Source organism: Reyranella sp. GW821-FHT12G01 (genome assembly GCF_058806575.1).
Map to the genome: position 1 here is coordinate 863,705 of NZ_JBXAPV010000002.1, position 16,496 is coordinate 880,200.

Annotated in this window: 14 protein-coding genes; 5 read left to right on the forward strand and 9 right to left on the reverse strand. The window is 66.9% G+C overall.

Translation table 11 applies throughout. The annotated features are described in order from the left end of the window. Positions 1–23: 23 nt before the first annotated feature. From AC1RP5_RS23570 to AC1RP5_RS23590, 5 genes are read right to left on the reverse strand one after another with little or no spacing between them, the layout of a single operon-like run. Positions 24–839: an ABC transporter permease gene (locus tag AC1RP5_RS23570; protein WP_493114747.1), complete on the reverse strand. Its 816-nt coding sequence runs from the start codon at positions 837–839 to the stop codon at positions 24–26. After that, positions 836–1,711, reverse strand: coding sequence for an ABC transporter permease (locus AC1RP5_RS23575; RefSeq protein WP_493114748.1), 876 nt, complete (start codon positions 1,709–1,711; stop codon positions 836–838). Before AC1RP5_RS23575 ends, AC1RP5_RS23570 begins: the two co-directional genes overlap by 4 nt. A gap of 10 nt (positions 1,712–1,721) precedes the next feature. Continuing rightward, the gene (locus AC1RP5_RS23580) at positions 1,722–3,278 is read right to left on the reverse strand and encodes a hydantoinase/oxoprolinase N-terminal domain-containing protein (RefSeq protein ID WP_493114749.1); all 1,557 of its coding nucleotides are present in this window, start codon (positions 3,276–3,278) and stop codon (positions 1,722–1,724) included. Further along, the gene (locus AC1RP5_RS23585; RefSeq protein WP_493114750.1) at positions 3,275–4,357 is read right to left on the reverse strand and encodes an S-methyl thiohydantoin desulfurase family protein; all 1,083 of its coding nucleotides are present in this window, start codon (positions 4,355–4,357) and stop codon (positions 3,275–3,277) included. The genes AC1RP5_RS23580 and AC1RP5_RS23585 overlap by 4 nt, the downstream gene beginning before the upstream one ends. Further along, positions 4,354–5,433 carry an S-methyl thiohydantoin desulfurase family protein gene (locus AC1RP5_RS23590; RefSeq protein WP_493114751.1) on the reverse strand — a complete coding sequence of 360 codons (1,080 nt, stop codon included), beginning with the start codon at positions 5,431–5,433 and terminating at the stop codon, positions 4,354–4,356. The genes AC1RP5_RS23585 and AC1RP5_RS23590 overlap by 4 nt, the downstream gene beginning before the upstream one ends. 207 nt (positions 5,434–5,640) lie before the next feature. Here AC1RP5_RS23590 and AC1RP5_RS23595 point away from each other — a divergent pair, with 207 nt between their 5' ends. Further along, positions 5,641–6,582 carry an AroM family protein gene (locus tag AC1RP5_RS23595; RefSeq protein ID WP_493114752.1) on the forward strand — a complete coding sequence of 314 codons (942 nt, stop codon included), beginning with the start codon at positions 5,641–5,643 and terminating at the stop codon, positions 6,580–6,582. On the opposite strand, the gene AC1RP5_RS23600 is transcribed toward AC1RP5_RS23595, so the two are convergent. Then, positions 6,579–7,370, reverse strand: a complete 792-nt coding sequence (locus AC1RP5_RS23600) for a bestrophin-like domain (protein ID WP_493114753.1) — start codon at positions 7,368–7,370, stop codon at positions 6,579–6,581. The genes AC1RP5_RS23595 and AC1RP5_RS23600 overlap by 4 nt on opposite strands. Positions 7,371–7,484: 114 nt before the next feature. Here AC1RP5_RS23600 and AC1RP5_RS23605 point away from each other — a divergent pair, with 114 nt between their 5' ends. The 4 genes from AC1RP5_RS23605 to AC1RP5_RS23620 are packed head-to-tail and all read left to right on the forward strand — an operon-like array spanning position 7,485 to position 12,289. Then, entirely contained in the window at positions 7,485–8,561 is a 1,077-nt protein-coding gene (locus AC1RP5_RS23605; RefSeq protein WP_493114754.1) for an isopenicillin N synthase family dioxygenase, read from the forward strand. Between the two features lie 5 nt (positions 8,562–8,566). After that, positions 8,567–10,141 carry an ABC transporter substrate-binding protein gene (locus AC1RP5_RS23610; RefSeq protein ID WP_493114755.1) on the forward strand — a complete coding sequence of 525 codons (1,575 nt, stop codon included), beginning with the start codon at positions 8,567–8,569 and terminating at the stop codon, positions 10,139–10,141. Between the two features lie 22 nt (positions 10,142–10,163). Beyond that, positions 10,164–11,420, forward strand: a complete 1,257-nt coding sequence (locus tag AC1RP5_RS23615) for an MFS transporter (protein WP_493114757.1) — start codon at positions 10,164–10,166, stop codon at positions 11,418–11,420. Continuing rightward, the gene (locus AC1RP5_RS23620; RefSeq protein ID WP_493114758.1) at positions 11,417–12,289 is read left to right on the forward strand and encodes an amidohydrolase family protein; all 873 of its coding nucleotides are present in this window, start codon (positions 11,417–11,419) and stop codon (positions 12,287–12,289) included. Before AC1RP5_RS23615 ends, AC1RP5_RS23620 begins: the two co-directional genes overlap by 4 nt. 98 nt (positions 12,290–12,387) lie before the next feature. On the opposite strand, the gene AC1RP5_RS23625 is transcribed toward AC1RP5_RS23620, so the two are convergent. The 3 genes from AC1RP5_RS23625 to AC1RP5_RS23635 are packed head-to-tail and all read right to left on the reverse strand — an operon-like array spanning position 12,388 to position 16,471. Beyond that, on the reverse strand, positions 12,388–13,461 hold the full coding sequence (locus tag AC1RP5_RS23625; protein ID WP_493114759.1) for a rhodanese-like domain-containing protein: 1,074 nt from the start codon (positions 13,459–13,461) through the stop codon (positions 12,388–12,390). A gap of 13 nt (positions 13,462–13,474) precedes the next feature. After that, positions 13,475–14,425, reverse strand: coding sequence for an aldo/keto reductase (locus AC1RP5_RS23630; protein WP_493114761.1), 951 nt, complete (start codon positions 14,423–14,425; stop codon positions 13,475–13,477). A gap of 18 nt (positions 14,426–14,443) precedes the next feature. After that, a complete protein-coding gene (locus AC1RP5_RS23635) occupies positions 14,444–16,471 on the reverse strand; it encodes a mechanosensitive ion channel family protein (RefSeq protein WP_493114763.1) in 2,028 nt (675 codons plus the stop codon). Positions 16,472–16,496 lie beyond the last annotated feature (25 nt).

Below are 16,496 nucleotides of genomic sequence, written 5' to 3' on the forward strand. Positions count from 1 at the left end.
GGCAACCCCCTTGTTCGTTCCCATCAGAGCTTAACGTAGGCCTTGAGGCCGATCAGCCTCTCCAGCACCAGAACCACCGACAATGCGAGCAAGATCGAGACCATCGAGGCGGCCGCGATGGCGCCGTCGAGGTCGAATTTCATGTAGTTGAACAGCACCACCGGCAGGGTCTCGCCCTTCGGCACCACGAGGAACAGCGAGACCGGGAACTGGTCGAACGACACGATGAAGGCAAAGACGCCGCCGGCGAACACGCCCGGCCGAATCAGCGGCAGGGTGACCTCGAAGAACACCCGGATGGGGCTCGCCCCCAGCACGGCGGCGGCTTCCTCGATGCGGCGGTCGAAATTGTGCAACACGGCAAGTGTCGTGCGGATGACGTAAGGCACCGCGACCAGCGTATGCGCCGCGATCAGGCCCCAGACCGGCCGGCCGATGCCCGAGAGGAGATAGGCCTGGAACAGCGCCAGGCCGGTCAGGATCGCCGGCACCATCAGCGGCGACATGAAGAAGGCAGTCATCGTCGCCCGCCCCGGCAGGTTGCCGCGCGCCAGCGCCAGCGCGCAGGCGCCCCCGATCACGATCGACAGGACCAGCACCACCGCTGCCACCCACAGCGACAGCCAGAGCGCGTTCATGAACTCCGCACTGCCGAAGAACTTCTCGAACCAGCGCAGGCTGACACCGACCGGCGGGAAGGAAATGTACGGCGTCGGATTGAGCGCGAACACCAGCACGATGGCGATCGGCAGCAGCAGGAAGGCGAGCAGCAGCCCGTTCAGTGCCAGATAAGCGGCGCGGCCCGCGTCGAACGGCCGGCGGTTCGGGGCGGCGCTCATGCCATCCCCTGTCCGCCCGCCAGCCGGGCCAGGATGCGGTTGTAGGCGACGACGATGGCCAGCGAGACCAGCAGCAGGATGACGCCGAGCGCTCCCGCAAAGTTCGGGTTGAAGCTGGTCCCGACCTGCTGGGCGATCAGCATGGGCAAGGTCAGCACGTCGGTGCCGCCCATCAGCGAAGGCGTGACATAGGCACTGATCGACAAAGCGAAGACCAGCAGCGAGCCGGCCAGGATGCCCGGCAGGCTGAGCGGCAAGGTGACTTCTACGAAGGCTCGGACGCGACCGGCGCCCAGGCTGCGCGCCGCCTGCTCCAGCCGCTCGTCGATGCGGCCGATCACGCCGGTCAGGGTCAGCACCATGAACGGCACGTAGATATGGACCAGCGCTACGATGGTGCCGAACTCGTTGTACATCAGCGGCAGCGGCTTCTGGATCAGTCCCCACTGCATCAGCGTCGTGTTGATGACGCCCTTGTCCTGGAGGATCGTCATCCAGGCGAAGGTGCGGACCACGATGCCGGTCAGCATCGGCGCGATCACCGCCATCAGCACCAGCGCATGACCGAGCCGCGACTGCATGCGAGCCATCCAGTGCGCCAGCGGATAGCCGATCAGCAGCGCGATGATCGTGGTGATGAGGCCGATCCGCAGGGTCGACCACAGCGCGTCATGAAAGATGCCGGCCGGATCGAAGATGAAACGCTCGTAGTGGCGCGTCGTTAAAAAGGCGTTCGGGTTGGTGACGGGATTGCCGGAATAGAACGACATCGCCGTCATCACACCGAACGGCAGCACGAAGAACAGGACGAACAGCAGCGCGGCCGGGGCGATCAGCCAGGCAATCGGCGACGGGCGCGCGGCGTTCGTCATCGCGCGGCGATCACGAAGTCGCCGCAACGTCGCCCACGACGCGGACGCGCACGCGGACGGAGTTGCCGGGCAGATAGGCGAGCGGCATGTCCTCGCTCTCGATCGTATGAAGCGTCGCACGGTCGGCGCCGGCCGCAACGGCCCGGTCATTGGCGATGTCTTGCGCCGCTTCGATCGCCTGGACGCGGGTCAGGTCCTTGAAGATCTGGTCGCACTCGCCCGAGACCTGGGCGATGGCCGCACCCACCGCATTGGCGCAATCGCCATGCTCGACATGGATGACCTGCGAGACACCCGCCATCTTGTCGGGGATCAGGAAGGCGCCGCCGCCGACCGCGACCAGCGGCACGTCGCCGGCCTCGGTCTTCATTCGGTCGATCGCTTCCTCGGCGAGGCGCGCGGCCTCGGCGAACACTTTGGCGCAGGTTGCGGCATCGAGATGGGCGACCTTCGTCTTGTCGCCGAGTGTCAGCACGCCGGCAGCGATGGCCACGTCCGTGGTGGTGAGCTGCTTGCCGCCGAAGGCGATGCCGTCGGTCAGCAGGCGGTAGCCCACCGAAACGGGCCCGATGGACAGCGGATCGAGCACGACATGACTGCCGCCGCCCAGGCCGATCGACAGCAGGTCGGGCATGCGGAACAGCGTGCGCACGCCGCCGACCTTGACCACCGAATTGGCCTCGCGCGGGAAGCCGAGCTTGAGCTGGCCGACGTCGGTCGTGGTGCCGCCGACGTCGATCACCATCGCGTCGCTGAGACCCGACAGATAGGCCGCACCGCGCATCGAGTTGGTGGCGCCGGAGGCGAAGCTGTAGACCGGCAGGCGTCGCGCCTGGCTGGCCTCGGCCACGGTGCCGTCGTTCTGGGTGATGAACAGCGGCGCATCGATGCCGGAATCGCGGATCGCCTTTTCGAAGGCCGCGATCGTGTCGCGCGACAGGTCGGCCAGCGCCGCGTTCAGCAGGCCCGCGTTCTCGCGCTCCAGCAGGCCGATGCGGCCCAAGTCCGACGAGCAGGTGATGGCGGCGTCGGGAAGCACCGAGGCGACAAGCTCGGCCGCTCGCTTTTCATGCGTGGGATCGAGCGGCGAGAAAACAGAGGAGATGCCGACGGCATGCAGGCCCGCAGCCTTCATCTCCTGCGCGGCCTTCAGGACCGCCGCCTCGTCGAGCGGCATGAAGGGCCGGCCGTCATATTCATGACCGCCCTCGACCATCCAGACGCCACCGCGCACCAGCGCCGCGAGATCCTCCGGCCAGTCGCAGAACGGCGGCAGCGAAGCGCCCGACGGCAGGCCGAGCCGCAGCGCCGCGACCTTGGTGAGATGCCGCCGCTGGACTACGGCATTGATGAAATGCGTGGTGCCGATCATCACGCCGTCGACCTTCTTCGGCTTACCGTCGGCGCCCTTCAGCACGCCGGTGCCGCCGAGCTTCTTCAGCGAGTCGAGGATGCCCGTGGTCACGTCCTGACTGGTCGGCGCCTTCACCGCGCCGACGACCTTGCCCTCTTCGATCAGGACAGCGTCGGTGTTGGTGCCGCCGACATCGATACCGATTCGTCTCATGACGCGAACACGCTCCTGAATTCGAGATCATAGCCAAAGGCCCGCGGTCCGACATGCGCCAAGCCAGCGGGAGTGAGGAAAATGTCGGGGCCAGGCAGCGCAATCACGGTGACCCGCTGCCCGTAGCGGATCGTCTCCGTGCCGACCGCCTCGCCCGATACCGAGTCTAGGACGCAGATCAGGTCCGGCGTCATGGCGACCGGCTCGCCATCGCGGTTCGCCACGATCCACTCGTTCTGGAAATTGATGTGCATGGCCGATCCCCGGCACTCGTCCATGCCCTCGAACCGCACCACGCCGCGCAGGAAACCTTCGGTCGCGCGCCGCTCCACGTCGACGACCTTGCCCTTGTAGAGGAGCTTGCCCGGTTCGACGGAGAGGATGGCGGCCACCGGATCGTCATGCGTCCGCTGCGCCTCGCGCACGGCGCGGCCGATGGCGATGGCCTTGGTCGTGGTGCCGTGGATGCCCCACTTCTTCACCTCAGCGCCGGTGCGCGGCGGCTGGCAGGTCGGCGCGGTCGAGCCGTACTCGACGCAGATCTTGCGCACGACCCGCTCGGCCCATTTCCAGGTCGGCACGGTCTCGACGATGGACTCCAGGCCGCGCACGTCGACCGCCGTCAGCGGACAGGGCTTTAGCCCACCGACCGCCACCGACGTCATCTGCGCCTCGGGGTAAGCCCGGCCCATCGTGTCGGAATCGACAACGGGGACGCCGAGATGGGCCGCGACCATGAGCGGCCGCACGCCGTTGCCGCCACCGATCTCCATGCCCATCACCGCGTCGAAGCGACGGCGCGTATGGCGCTCCATCAGGCGGGCGGCGCGGGCGATGGTCTGGTGGTCGGTCAGGCGCTCGATGCCGACCAGCGGCGCGCCCATGTTGGCGATCACGCCGACCCAGTCGTCGTCGCCGAGCTCCGAGGCCGGCATGAGCTGGACACGCCGCCCCTCGCGATAGAGCGCCCGCATGTTGAGCAGCGACAGATACGGGTTGCCGCCACCGCCGGTGCCCAGCACCCAGGCGCCGACGGCCAGCGATTCGATATCGTCCTCGGTGATGTCCCGTCGGCTCAAGCGAAGACGCTCTTGAATTCGATGTCGTAGCCGAACGCCTTCGGCCCGACATGCTGCAGGCCCTTGGGGCTGAGGAACACCGGCGGCGGCGGCAGCGCGATCACCGTGACCCGCTGGCCGTAGCGGATGGTCTCGGTACCGACCGCCTCACCCGACACTGAATCGAGCACGCAGATCAGGTCGGGCGACATGGCGATCGGCTTGCCGTCGAGCCAGGCGACGATCCATTCGTTCTGGAAATTGATCTCCATGGCCGAGCCGCGATACTCGTCCATGCCGTCGAAACGGGTGCGGCCACGCAGGAAGCCCTCGGTCGCCCGGCGCTCCACGTCCATGACCTTGCCCTTGTAGAGGACCTTGCCCGGCTCGACCGAGAGGATGGCCGCGATCGGATCGCCGTGCGTGCGCTGCGCCTCGCGCACGGCATGGCCGATGGCGATGGCCTTGGTCGTGGTGCCGTGGATGCCCCACTTCTTCACCTCGGCGCCGGTACGCGGCGCCTTGCAGGTCGAGGCGATGGAGCCGTACTCGACGCAGATCTTGCGGCTGACACGCTCCATCCACTTCCAGGTCGGCACCTTGTCCACGACCGATTCGAGACCGCGCACGTCGACGGTGGTGAGCGGGCACGGCATCAGATCGCCCACTGCGACCGAAGTCATCTGCGCTTCGGGATAGGCGCGGCCCATCATGTCGGAGTCGATCACCGGCCGCTTCAGATGCGCCGCCGCCATCAGCGGCTGGATCGAGTTACCGCCGCCGATCTCCAGCGCCATGATCCCGCGAAAGCGATAGCGCGTGTTGCGCTCCATCAGGTCGACGGCGCGGGCGATGGTGCGGCTGTCGGTGAGGCGCTCCTGTCCGACCAGCGGCGCACCCATGTTGGAGACCGCCGCGACCCAGTCGTCGTCGGCCAGTTCGGACGACGGCATGAGCTGGACGCGATAGCCTTCCTTGTAGAGGGCGCGCATGTTCAGCAGACCGAGATACGGGCTGCCGCCGCCCCCGGTCCCGAGGACCCAGGCGCCGACGGCCAGCGATTCGATGTCGTCTATTGTGATGTCGGTCAGGGGCATGGTCCGATACTTCGAGCGAGGTCGCTCTTGTCAGGTTAGACGAGGATCCGCGGGAGCGAAGCCTTGCAAGATCGGGACCACCGAAACGACGTCTTTCGTCGCGCGATGAGTTCCTGCCGGCATGACATCTTGCCCCGTATTCAGGCATGACTATGGAATAAACAGGAAAGCCATCAATACGTGCGAGCACGTATGGGGAGAAGACAGGTGGAGACCAGGCGCACGCCGCGCATCGCCGTGATCACCATGGGCCAGGCACCGCGGCCCGATGTGATGCAGGAAATCCGTCCCCTGCTCGGCGAGGCCGAACACGACGAGTTCGGCGCCCTCGACAACGACTCCGATGCGCTGATCGAGAGCATGGCGCCGCGCGGCGACGAACTGCGCTACACGACGCAATTGCGCGACGGCCGTCACGTCATCGTCGATGCCGGCTTCGTGACCGGCAGGGTCGAGACACTGGTCGCCGATCTCGACGGTCGCAACTACGACCTTCTCATCCTGGCGATGACCGGCATGCGCGCGCGGCTTTCGACCCGGACCCCGCACATCCACGGCCAGGATACGCTCGACGCCTGGATCTCCGCGCTGACCGCCAGCAACTCCCGGATCGGCATCATCTTTCCCCTGGCCAGCCAGCAATCGGCCGCCAGCGAGAGCGATTACGGCACGATGCTCAAAAGCTCGCTGGCGACCATCGGCGGCGGCCAGAGCTCCGACCTGACCGAAGCGATCGACCGCGTGTCGGGCGCGGACCTGATCGTGATGAACTCGGTCGGCTACACGGCTGAGATGGCTCAGCAGGTCGCGCACACCAGCGGCAAGCCGGTCGTCACCGCCTGCCGCATCATCGGCAGCACGGCGCGGCTGAGATTGTCCGAGATCGCCGGCAAGCCGCTCGATCTCCCGGCCACGACCTACACCGGTGCCGAGCTGCTGCGGCGGCTGCCCCAGGCCGCCCTCGACCAGCTCACGCCGCGCGAGACCGAGGTGCTGGTCCAGGTGCTCGAAGGTGCTGCCAACAAATCCATCGGACGAACACTTGGCATCAGCCACCGCACCGTCGAAATCCATCGCGCCCGCGCGATGCTGAAGCTCGGCGCGACATCGACGCCTGAGTTGATCCGGCGGGCGTTGAGGCAGTCCTAAGGCGCCAACGGCGGCAGGGCGGTGCGAATGGCCGAGCTCGAAATCTGCATGAAGCCCGTGAAGGGCTCGCCCATTTCGAGGATCAGGAACAAGGCCGCCGAGGCCGAGAGCGCCACCAGCACCAGCGCGACGGCCGATGTCGGATTGACCCTCGAGAACAGGCAGTAGCTGGTGAACAGCACGGTGAGCCAGAACAGCAGCACGATCAGGATCGGCGCCGGCAGCGACGACTTCGAGCGCTCGTAGAGCATGAGGCGCGCCTGCGAGATCGGGATCGCCATCTGCAGCGCCTGATCCTTCAACGCCTTCTTCACCGCCGTATCGGCCGACAGGGCGTGGATGCCGGCATAGACCTTGGCGCCGACGGTCCCCACGCCATAGGCCACCGCGAGGCTGCGCGAATCGTGGTCGCGCCAGATCCGCTCGACCATTTCGTCGACGGCTTCCCGCAAGGTGGCACGGGCCGACTTCGCCTCGGGCCCATACTGCTGAAGGATATCGTCGAGGAGGATGACGTCGGTGGCGATCTGGCGGACGTCGTTTCGTTGCGCCTCGAAGCTGCCGCTCGCCGAGTTGATCAGCAGGCCGAGCACCAGGGCTGCGATCGTGCCGACCAGCCCCGATCCCATCCGCACGATGTCCTTGGCGTGCTCGTCGAGATGATCGTCCGGCAGGATGCGCCGCAGCAGGATGCCGATCACCGCGCCCAGGAGCATGACCGCGCAGGCCACGAGCGAAATCCAGATCGGCTGCACGGTGTCGAACCTTCCATGGGAGCGCCGCGACATAGCGGCGGACCCGCAGATTCTATCACCTCCTGCGAAACTGGCACGGCTCGGTTTTTGCAGTGGCTCGGGCGCGCATGGTAGTTTTCGCGCCGCGTTTTCGAGGGAGGTCGACCGATGCAATCATCCGTGCAGCCTGTGGGCCACCAGTCCGTCGCCCCGCCCCTGGTCGGTGGCGAAATCCCGCTGATCGACGTCGCGGATTACCTGGCGGGCGTGCCGGGCGCCGCCGAAAAGGCCGCCGCCGAGCTGCGCTACGCCTTCGAGAATGTCGGCTTCTACTATCTCGCGGGCCATGGCGTGCCGCGGCAGCTGATCGACGACACCTATGCCGCCGCCGCCCGCTTCCACGCCCAGCCGATGGACGCCAAACTCGCGGTCAAGGTCGACGAGCACAATATCGGCTACATGCCGATCGCCCAGAAGGCGCCGCCCAATGCCGCCGCGCAGGGCAAGAAGCCCAGCCAGAACGAAGCCTACTTCCTGCGCCGCGAGCGCGACGCCAGCGATCCCGACGTGATCTCCGGCCGCCGCTTCCATGCGCCGAACAAGTGGCCAGCCGATCTGCCGGGCTTCCGCGAGACGACGCTGGAATACATCGCGACGCTCGAGAAGCTCTGCCAGAAGCTGGTGCGGCTCTACGCGCTGGCGCTCGACCTGCCGGAGACCTACTTCGACGCCTGTTTCGCCAAGCCGCACATGATCCTGCGCATGTCGCGCTATCCCCAGATCGACGGCAACGACGAAAGCGTCGAGAGCCTGGTGCCGCACACGGACTCGGGCTTCATGACCCTGCTGCCTCCCAACAAGGTGCAGGGCCTGTCGATCCTGCTGCCCGACGGTCGATGGATGGACGCGCCGGGCCTCGAGGATGCCTATGTCGTGAACGGCGGCGACATCCTCCATCGCTGGAGCAACGAGCGGTTCCTGTCGACGCCGCATCGCGTGCGCAACGTCTCGGGCCAGCTGCGCTACGCCATTCCGTTCTTCTGCGATCCCGACCACGACACGATGATCGAGTGCCTGCCCTCGTGCCAGTCGGCCGAGAAGCCGGCCAAGTATCCGCCGATCAAGTTTGGCGACTATGCGCTGTGGTTCGCCGCCCAGCGCTACGGCCACATGCAAAAGGTGCCGGTGCCGTCGGAAGCCGAGATCGCGCCGGGCGAGCGCGCCACCTCGCGCTGGCAGGCCTGATCCCGATGCATTTGCGTACCCTGCTGGCGGCCGGTTCCGCCGTCGCGCTGCTGCTCGCCTCCCCTGCCTTCGCCCAGACGAAGACGATCAAGGCGGTGATGCATTCGGACCTGAAAGTCCTCGACCCGATCTGGACCACCGCCAACATCGTGCGCAACCACGGCTACATGGTCTGGGACACGCTGTTCGCGATGGACGAGAAGCTGCAGCCGCAGCCCCAGATGGTCGACACCTGGACGGTCAGCGACGACAAGCTCACCTATACCTTCACGCTGCGCGACGGTCTCAAGTGGCATGACGGCAAGCCCGTCACCTCGGAGGACTGCATCGCCTCGCTGAAGCGCTGGGGCGCGCGCGATTCGACCGGCGTGAAGCTTTTGAGCTTCGTCTCGTCCTTTGAGCCGGTGAACGACAAGACTTTCAAGATCGTGCTGAAGGAGCCCTACGGCCTGGTCATCGATTCGCTGGCTAAGCCCGGCGGCTCGACGCCGCTGATGATGCCCAAGCGCCTCGCCGACACCGATCCAGCCAAGCAGATCAGCGAGATCGTCGGTTCCGGCCCGTTCGTCTTCAAGGCCGACGAATGGAAGCCGGGCGAGAAGACCGTCTATGTGAAGAACCCCGACTACAAGCCGCGCGCCGAACCCGCCTCGGGCCTGGCCGGCGGCAAGATCGCCAAGGTCGATCGCGTCGAGTGGCTGGCCATTCCCGATCACCAGACGGCGGTGAACGCGCTGCTGGCCGGCGAGATCGACTACATCGAGGCGCCGCCGCACGACCTGAAGTCGCTGCTGCAGGCCGACAAGAACGTGAAGCTTGAGGTCTACAACAAGATCGGCGCGCAGTACGTCTTCCGCTGGAACACCGTCGTCCCGCCGTTCGACAATGAGAAGGTGCGCCGCGCCGCCGAGTATGCGTTCGACCAGAAGGCCTTCCTGCAGGGCGTGATCGGCGACGAGAAATATTACCAGACCTGCGACGCCATGTTCGTCTGCGGCACGCCGCTCGAAAGCAACGCCGGCATGGAAGGCCTGGTGCGCGGCAACTTCGCCAAGTCGAAGGAGCTCCTGAAGGAAGCGGGCTACGACGGCACGCCGATCGTGATGCTGCACACGACCGACATCGCCGTGCTCACCAATGCCGGGCCGATCGCCAAGGACCTGCTCGAGAAGGGCGGCTTCAAGGTCCAGATGGTGCCGCTCGACTTCCAGGCCATCGTCTCGCGCCGCCTGCGCAAGACGCCGCCGCAGGATGGCGGCTGGAACGGCTTCATGACCTCGTGGCTGTCGGTCGACATGATGAACCCGCTGACCAACAGCATGCTCACCGCCTCGTGCGACAAGGCCAATTTCGGCTGGCCTTGCGACGCCGAGGTCGAGAAGCTGCGCGACGCTTTCGCGCGCGCTCCCGACCTGGAGAGCCGCAAGAAGATCGCAGCCGATCTGCAGGCCCGCGCCATCACCTACGGCACGCACGTCCCGCTCGGCCAGTACACCTTGCCGACCGCGACGCGTTCAGACCGGCTGAGCGGCGTCGTGACGAGTCCCATCCCCGTCTTCTGGAATATCGAAAAGAAATAGAGACGTGGCATAGTCGGGGCGAATGACCCCGACCAGCACACGCCGCATCATCGCGGCCGGTACCATCGGCAATCTGCTCGAATGGTACGACTTCGCGATCTACGGCTACTTCGCGGCCACCATCGGCCGCGTCTTCTTCCCGGCAGAAGATCCGGTGGCCCAGGTACTGGCCGCCTTCGGCATCTTCGCGCTGGGCTACCTGATGCGGCCGCTGGGCGGCATGGTGGTCGGCCATATCGGCGACCATTACGGACGGCGCGCCGCCCTCACCTTCTCGATCTCCGCCATGGCGGTGCCGACGTTCCTCGTGGGCCTGCTGCCGGGCCATGAGACGCTCGGTATGGCCGCACCGATCCTGCTCACCCTGCTGCGCATGGTGCAGGGCCTGTCGGTCGGCGGCGAGGCCACGACCTCGATGGTCTTCCTGGTCGAACAGGCGCCGCCCGGTCGTCGCGGCCTCGTCGGCAGTTTCTGTTCCCTGGCCGCGACCGGCGGCTTCCTGCTGGGCTCGGCGATCGGCGCCACCTTCGCCGCCGTCCTGCCGCCCGATGCGCTCGCGGCGTGGGGCTGGCGCATCCCGTTCCTGCTGGGCCTCTTGCTCGGCGTCGTCGGCTGGTGGATCCGCCAGGTCATCGTCGAGGAAGCACCGCCGCGATCAGGCCATGGCTCGCCGCTGATCGAGACCTTCCGCCATCACGGTCGCGCGGTGATGCGCGTTGCCGGCATCACCATCTTCAATGCCGTCGGCTTCTACCTGATGTTCCTCTACGTCGTGACCTGGCTGCAGACGGTCGACGGTGTGGCGCCGGCGCGCGCACTGGAGATCAACACGGCAAGCATGTTCTTCCTGCTGCCGGTGATGCTCGCGTCGGGCTGGCTGTCCGATCGCTTCGGCCGCCGCCCGCTCATGTTGACGGCGATGGCGCTGGGCTTCATCGGCGCGGTGCCCTGCCTCTGGCTGATGCACCATCCCAACCCGGCACTGATCCTGGCGGGCCAGCTCGCGCTGGTCATTCCCGCCGGCATGGGCCTTGGCATCATCCCCTCGATCCTGACCGAAGCGGTGGCGGGCCGCGTGCGCTGCACGGCGATCTCGCTGGGCTACAACATCGCCTTCGGCGTGATCGGCGGCCTGACGCCGCTCACCGCCGCCTGGCTGGTCGCACGCACCGAGGTCGATCTCAGCCCGGCCTGGCTGTTCATGGGCGCCGCCGCCATCTCGATCGCCACGCTGCTCACCTTCCGCGAAACGTCGCGCGACGCGACCCTGCCGGCATGACGCTCACGCGCCGCACTCTCGGCGCGATGACGCTGGCCGCCACCGCGACACGGCCGGCGAGCGCCGCGTCGTCGCTCTGGGTCGACGCCCACACGCACGCGTTCGTCAAAGGCCTCAAGCTCGCCGTCGATGCGCGCTATGCGCCCGACTACGACGCCTCGTGGCAGACCTTGCTGGCGCTCGCCGAAGCCAATGGCGTGGGCCGCGCCGTGCTGCTGCAGCCGTCGTTCCTGGGTTACGACAATTCCTATCTCTTCGGGGCGCTCAAGGCCGAGCCGCAGCGCTTCCGCGGCGTGCCGTGGATCTCGCCTTCGGTCGAGACGACTCCCGAGCAGTGGGACGAGATGGCGCGGATCGGCGTGCGCGGGCTTCGCTTCCCAATCTTCGGCCTGCCGACGCCGCAATGGTCGGCCTATGGCGACATGCTGGGCGAGGCGCTGAAGCGCGACTGGCCGATCCATCTCTATGTCGAGAGCAAGCGCCTGCCCGACATGCTGCCGTTCCTGCTCGACGGCGGCCACAAGGTGGTGATCCCGCACTACGGCATGTTCGACCGCACGCTGGGCCCGGCGCGCGATCCGGGCTTCAAGCTCCTGCTGGAGAGCGCAAAGACGGAGCGCCTGTTCGTCGTGATGTGCGGCGCCTATCGCGTCGGACCCGAGCGCGCGCGTCAGGCGGCACCGATGCTGCTCGACGCCTTCGGGCCCGAACGCCTGATGTGGGCCAGCGACTGGCCGCACACGGATACCGACCTCAACCGCGTCACGACCTATCCGATCACGCTCAAGACCTTCGAGGACTGGGTGCCGAATGAAGCGGCGCGGCGCACGATCCTGATCGATACGCCGTCGAAGCTTTACGGGTTTTAAGCCCTTGTCGTCCTGAGCGAAGCGAAGGACCTGGCGGAACGACCGAAGTACGGCGTGGCTAACGCCATATCCTTCGCTTCGCTCAGGATGACAGAGCGCTAGGCCGAACCACCGTCGACCGCGCGGCCCTCGGCGCGCCAGCGCAACATGCCGCCCGGCAGATTGGCGACATCGGCGAGGCCCGCCTTCTGCAGGATAGCCGTCGCGTGCGCGGAACGGCTGCCGGCACGGCAGACCGCGACGACCGGCTTGTCCTTCGGCAGCTCCTTTGCGCGTGCCGCCAGCTCGCCCAAGGGCACGAGCGTCGCGCCCCGGATATGGCCCAGCGGGCCGGAGAACTCGTTTGGTTCGCGCACGTCGACGACATTCACCTTGGCGAGGTTTTCCTCGAGCCAGTGCGGTTCCACTTCCCACACGCCGCCGAAAGTGAAGCGCAGCGGCGCCCATTCGGGTTCGGCCGGTGCACTCGCACCGTTGCCGGGCTGGCCGCAGCGCAGGTTGGCCGGCACCGCCTCGTCGATCTTCTTCGGATGCGGCAGGTCGAGGTTCTTCATGTAGCCGACATAGTCGTTCTCGCCGACCTCGCCGCCCAGCCGCGGATTGAACCGCTTCTCCTCGATCACGCTGCTGACCGTGAGGCCGCGATAATCGTGCGCGGGATAGAGCAGGCAGCTCTCGGGCAGCGCAAAGATGCGCGAACGAACCGAGCGATAGAGCGCACGCGGGTCGCCCTGCTGGAAATCGGTGCGGCCCGAGCCGCGGATCATGATGCAGTCGCCGGTGAAGGCCATGCTCTCGTCGTCGAGCACGTAGGTGACGCAGCCCGACGTGTGGCCCGGCGTCGCCCGCACTTCGAGCGCACGGCGGCCGAACTCGATGCGGTCGCCGTCCTGCAGCATCCGGTCGGCGCCCGCCGCGCCCGACGCCGCCGACAGCGCGATCTGGCTGCCCAGCCGCTGCTTCAGCAGCCAGGCGCCGGTCACATGATCGGCATGGACGTGGGTGTCGAGCGTCCACGCTAGGTTTAGACCGAGCTCGCCGATCAGCGCCGCGTCGCGCCTTGCCTGTTCGAACACCGGATCGATCAGCAGCGCCTCTTTCGAGACGCTGCAACCGAGCAGGTAGGTGTAGGTCGACGAGGTCGGGTCGAAGAGCTGGCGGAAGACGAGCATCGGTCCTGCTTCCTCAGGCCGGGGCGCTGGCCTTGTCGAGGGCGGTGATCGAAGCCGGATCGAGTTCCAGCGTCGTCGCGTTGAGCACGTCGTCGAGCTGCTTCAGGCTGGTGGCGCTCACGATCGGCGCGGTGATCGCCTTGCGCTGCAGCAGCCAGGCCAGCGCCACCTGCGCCTGCGTGGCGCCAGCCGCCTTGGCCGCATCGTCGAGTGCCTTCAGCACGGCCATGCCCTTGGGGTTGATGTACTTCTTGACGCCGGCGCCGCGCTGGGCGCTGCCGACATCGGCCTCGGAGCGGTACTTGCCCGTCAGGAAGCCGCTGGCCAGCGAGTAGTACGGGATCACGCCGATCCCCTCCTTCAGGCACTCGTTCTCGAGCTCGCCCTCGAACAGGCCGCGTTCCATGAGATTGTAATGCGGCTGCAGGCTCTCGTAACGCGGCAGGCCCTTCTCCCTGGAGATCTTCGTTGCCTCGGCCAGGCGCGGCGCGTCGAAGTTGGAGGCGCCGATGACGCGGATCTTGCCGGCCTTCACCAGCTCGCCGTAGGTCGAGAGCGTCTCTTCCTGCGGCGTGTCCTTGTCGTCCTTGTGCGACTGGAAGAGATCGATGCGGTCGGTGTTCAGCCGCTTCAGCGAGGCATCGACCGATTCCTTGATGTTCTTGGCCGCCAGCGCGCCGCTCGGCATCCCCATGCCGCACTTGGTGGCGAGCACGATCTTGTCACGCTTGGACGGGTCCTTCTTCAGCCACGTACCGATCACCGTCTCGCTCTCGCCGCCCTTGTTGCCCGGGAACCAGCGCGAATAGACGTCGGCGGTGTCGACGAAGGAGAAGCCGGCATCGACGAAGCCGTCGAGCAGCTTGTGCGACGTCGCCTCGTCGGCGGTCCAGCCGAACACGTTGCCGCCGAAGGCGATGGGCACGAATTCCAGGTCGGACTTTCCGAGTTTGCGCTTCTGCATCTGTCTCTCCTCTAGGATCTATTCGGCAGCCTTCGGCGGCGCCTGGGCAGGCGCGTCGGGCTTGGCGGCGGGTTCCATGGCCTGCGGCGGCACGGAGGGCGTCGCCGGCAGCGGGAACGGGTAGGTGTTGCCGGTGGCGAACTGGATGCCGAGTGCCGGGAACTGCTCGTACATGCGCCGGATCGCCATGCGCTGGACCATGGTGGGGTTCTTCGGCCGCGCCATGAACTTGAAGCGCACGATCAGCGAATTGTCCTTGATGTCGACCACGCCCTGCATCTTGAGCGGCTGCAGCAGGATCGGCTTGAAGGTCGGCTCCTCCATCATCGCGAGGCCGATCTTCTTCACCGTCTTGCGCAGCAGTTCGACATCGGTGCCGTTGGCGAAGGCGATGTTGAACTTCACGATCGTCCAGTCGCGGCTGAAGTTGGTGATGTGACCGACCTGGCCGAACGGCACGATGTGGAGCTGGCCGTTCTGGTGGCGCAGCTTCAGCGAGCGGACACTAAAACCCTCGACCGTGCCCTTGACCTTGCTGCAATCGACATACTCGCCGATGCGGAACGAATCCTCGGCGAGGAAGAAGATGCCCGACACGATGTCGCGCACCAGCGACTGGCTGCCGAACGACACGGCAAGACCGAACACCGAGGCGCCGGCGATCAGCGGCGTGATGTTGACGCCGAGTTCCGACAGGACGAGGAGCCCGCCGACGACGGCGATGGTGACGCCCGCGATCACCCGCAGCAGCGGCATCAAGGTGCGCAGCCGGGAGGCCGCCACCGCTACGTCCTCTTCCGAATCGCCGGATACGTCCGCCGACGGCAGCGGGTTGGAGGCGATGTAGGAGTCCATCCGATACTTCAGGAACCGCCAGCCGGCGTAGATTGCGACCGCGCTCAGCGCCGCGAACTTGGCGCCGCGATCGTGGGACACCCATTCTTCCGGCGTCGCGGCGGCCAGCACGCGGACCATCAACGCCTCGGCGATCAGGATCGCGACATAGAGGCGGACCAGCAGGCGCACGCAGTCGGCCACCACGTCGCCCGCCATCGGCAGTTCGGAGACGATGTGGCGCGTGATCCGGTGCATCAGCGTCTCGAACAGCAAGAGCGCGATCAGCGCCGATTCGATCGTCGCCATGCCGCGCGAGGCGGTGCCGCTCTCGGTCAGGGCGGCATAGACCGCGGCGACGCCGATCAGCGCGTAGAAGGCGAGACCCGCCATCCACCAGTTGCGCGCCGCGTCGAGCTTGAGCTGCCGGCTGAAGCCGGTGGGCGGCACCATGGCGGTCAGCCAGGCCGCCATGTCGAGGCGGTACTTCCAGACGATGCTGAGCAGCAGCACCGCGATCACCGGCACGTAGAGGATGATGGCCGCGCTGGTGATCTCGCGGGTTGCGCCGGTCACCGTGAGGCCGCGCGCCACGAGGCTGGCCAGCAACGGCAGCAGCACCACGAGGTTGAGCGCGACCAGCAGGCGCCGCGCCGCGCCGTCGTCGACCGGCGCGATGCGGCCCTCGGGCGCGTGGGGGCGCAGGAAGGCGCGGAACACCAGGTTGAAACCGCGCCAGTAGACCAGCGCATGCAGCACGATCTGGCCGAGCTGACCGGCCACGCTGTCGGCCGGCCCGATCTGGCCCAGCACCAGCCGGCCCGCGACGGCCAGCGCGACCAGCGCCAGCGCGTCGAGCAGCAGCGCACGGAAGAAGGCGCGCAGCGGCGTCTTGCTCGCCAGGCGATCGAACGCCCTCACCCGGGCGCGGTTCAGGATCAGCCGGGCGATGGTTTCGGCGATGAGACCGGCGGCGACAATTCCGACCAGCAACAGCGCCGTGTGACCGCCGATCGTCTGCGGCAGGCGCAGCAGATGCGCGCCGAGTGCGGGAAGCTGGGCGAAGGTGAACTCGAATCGCTCGGTCATCAGCGTCAGGAAGCCGGCCGCGGCGCCCTCGCCGCCCGTGACGGCCTGGGCCGACGCCGGGAAGGCCCAGACACCGGTCAGTCCCGCGATTGCAGAGGCGCTGCCGCTGCTTGACCGTTTCATCGATTGTCCCTCAAAGAATGTCTTC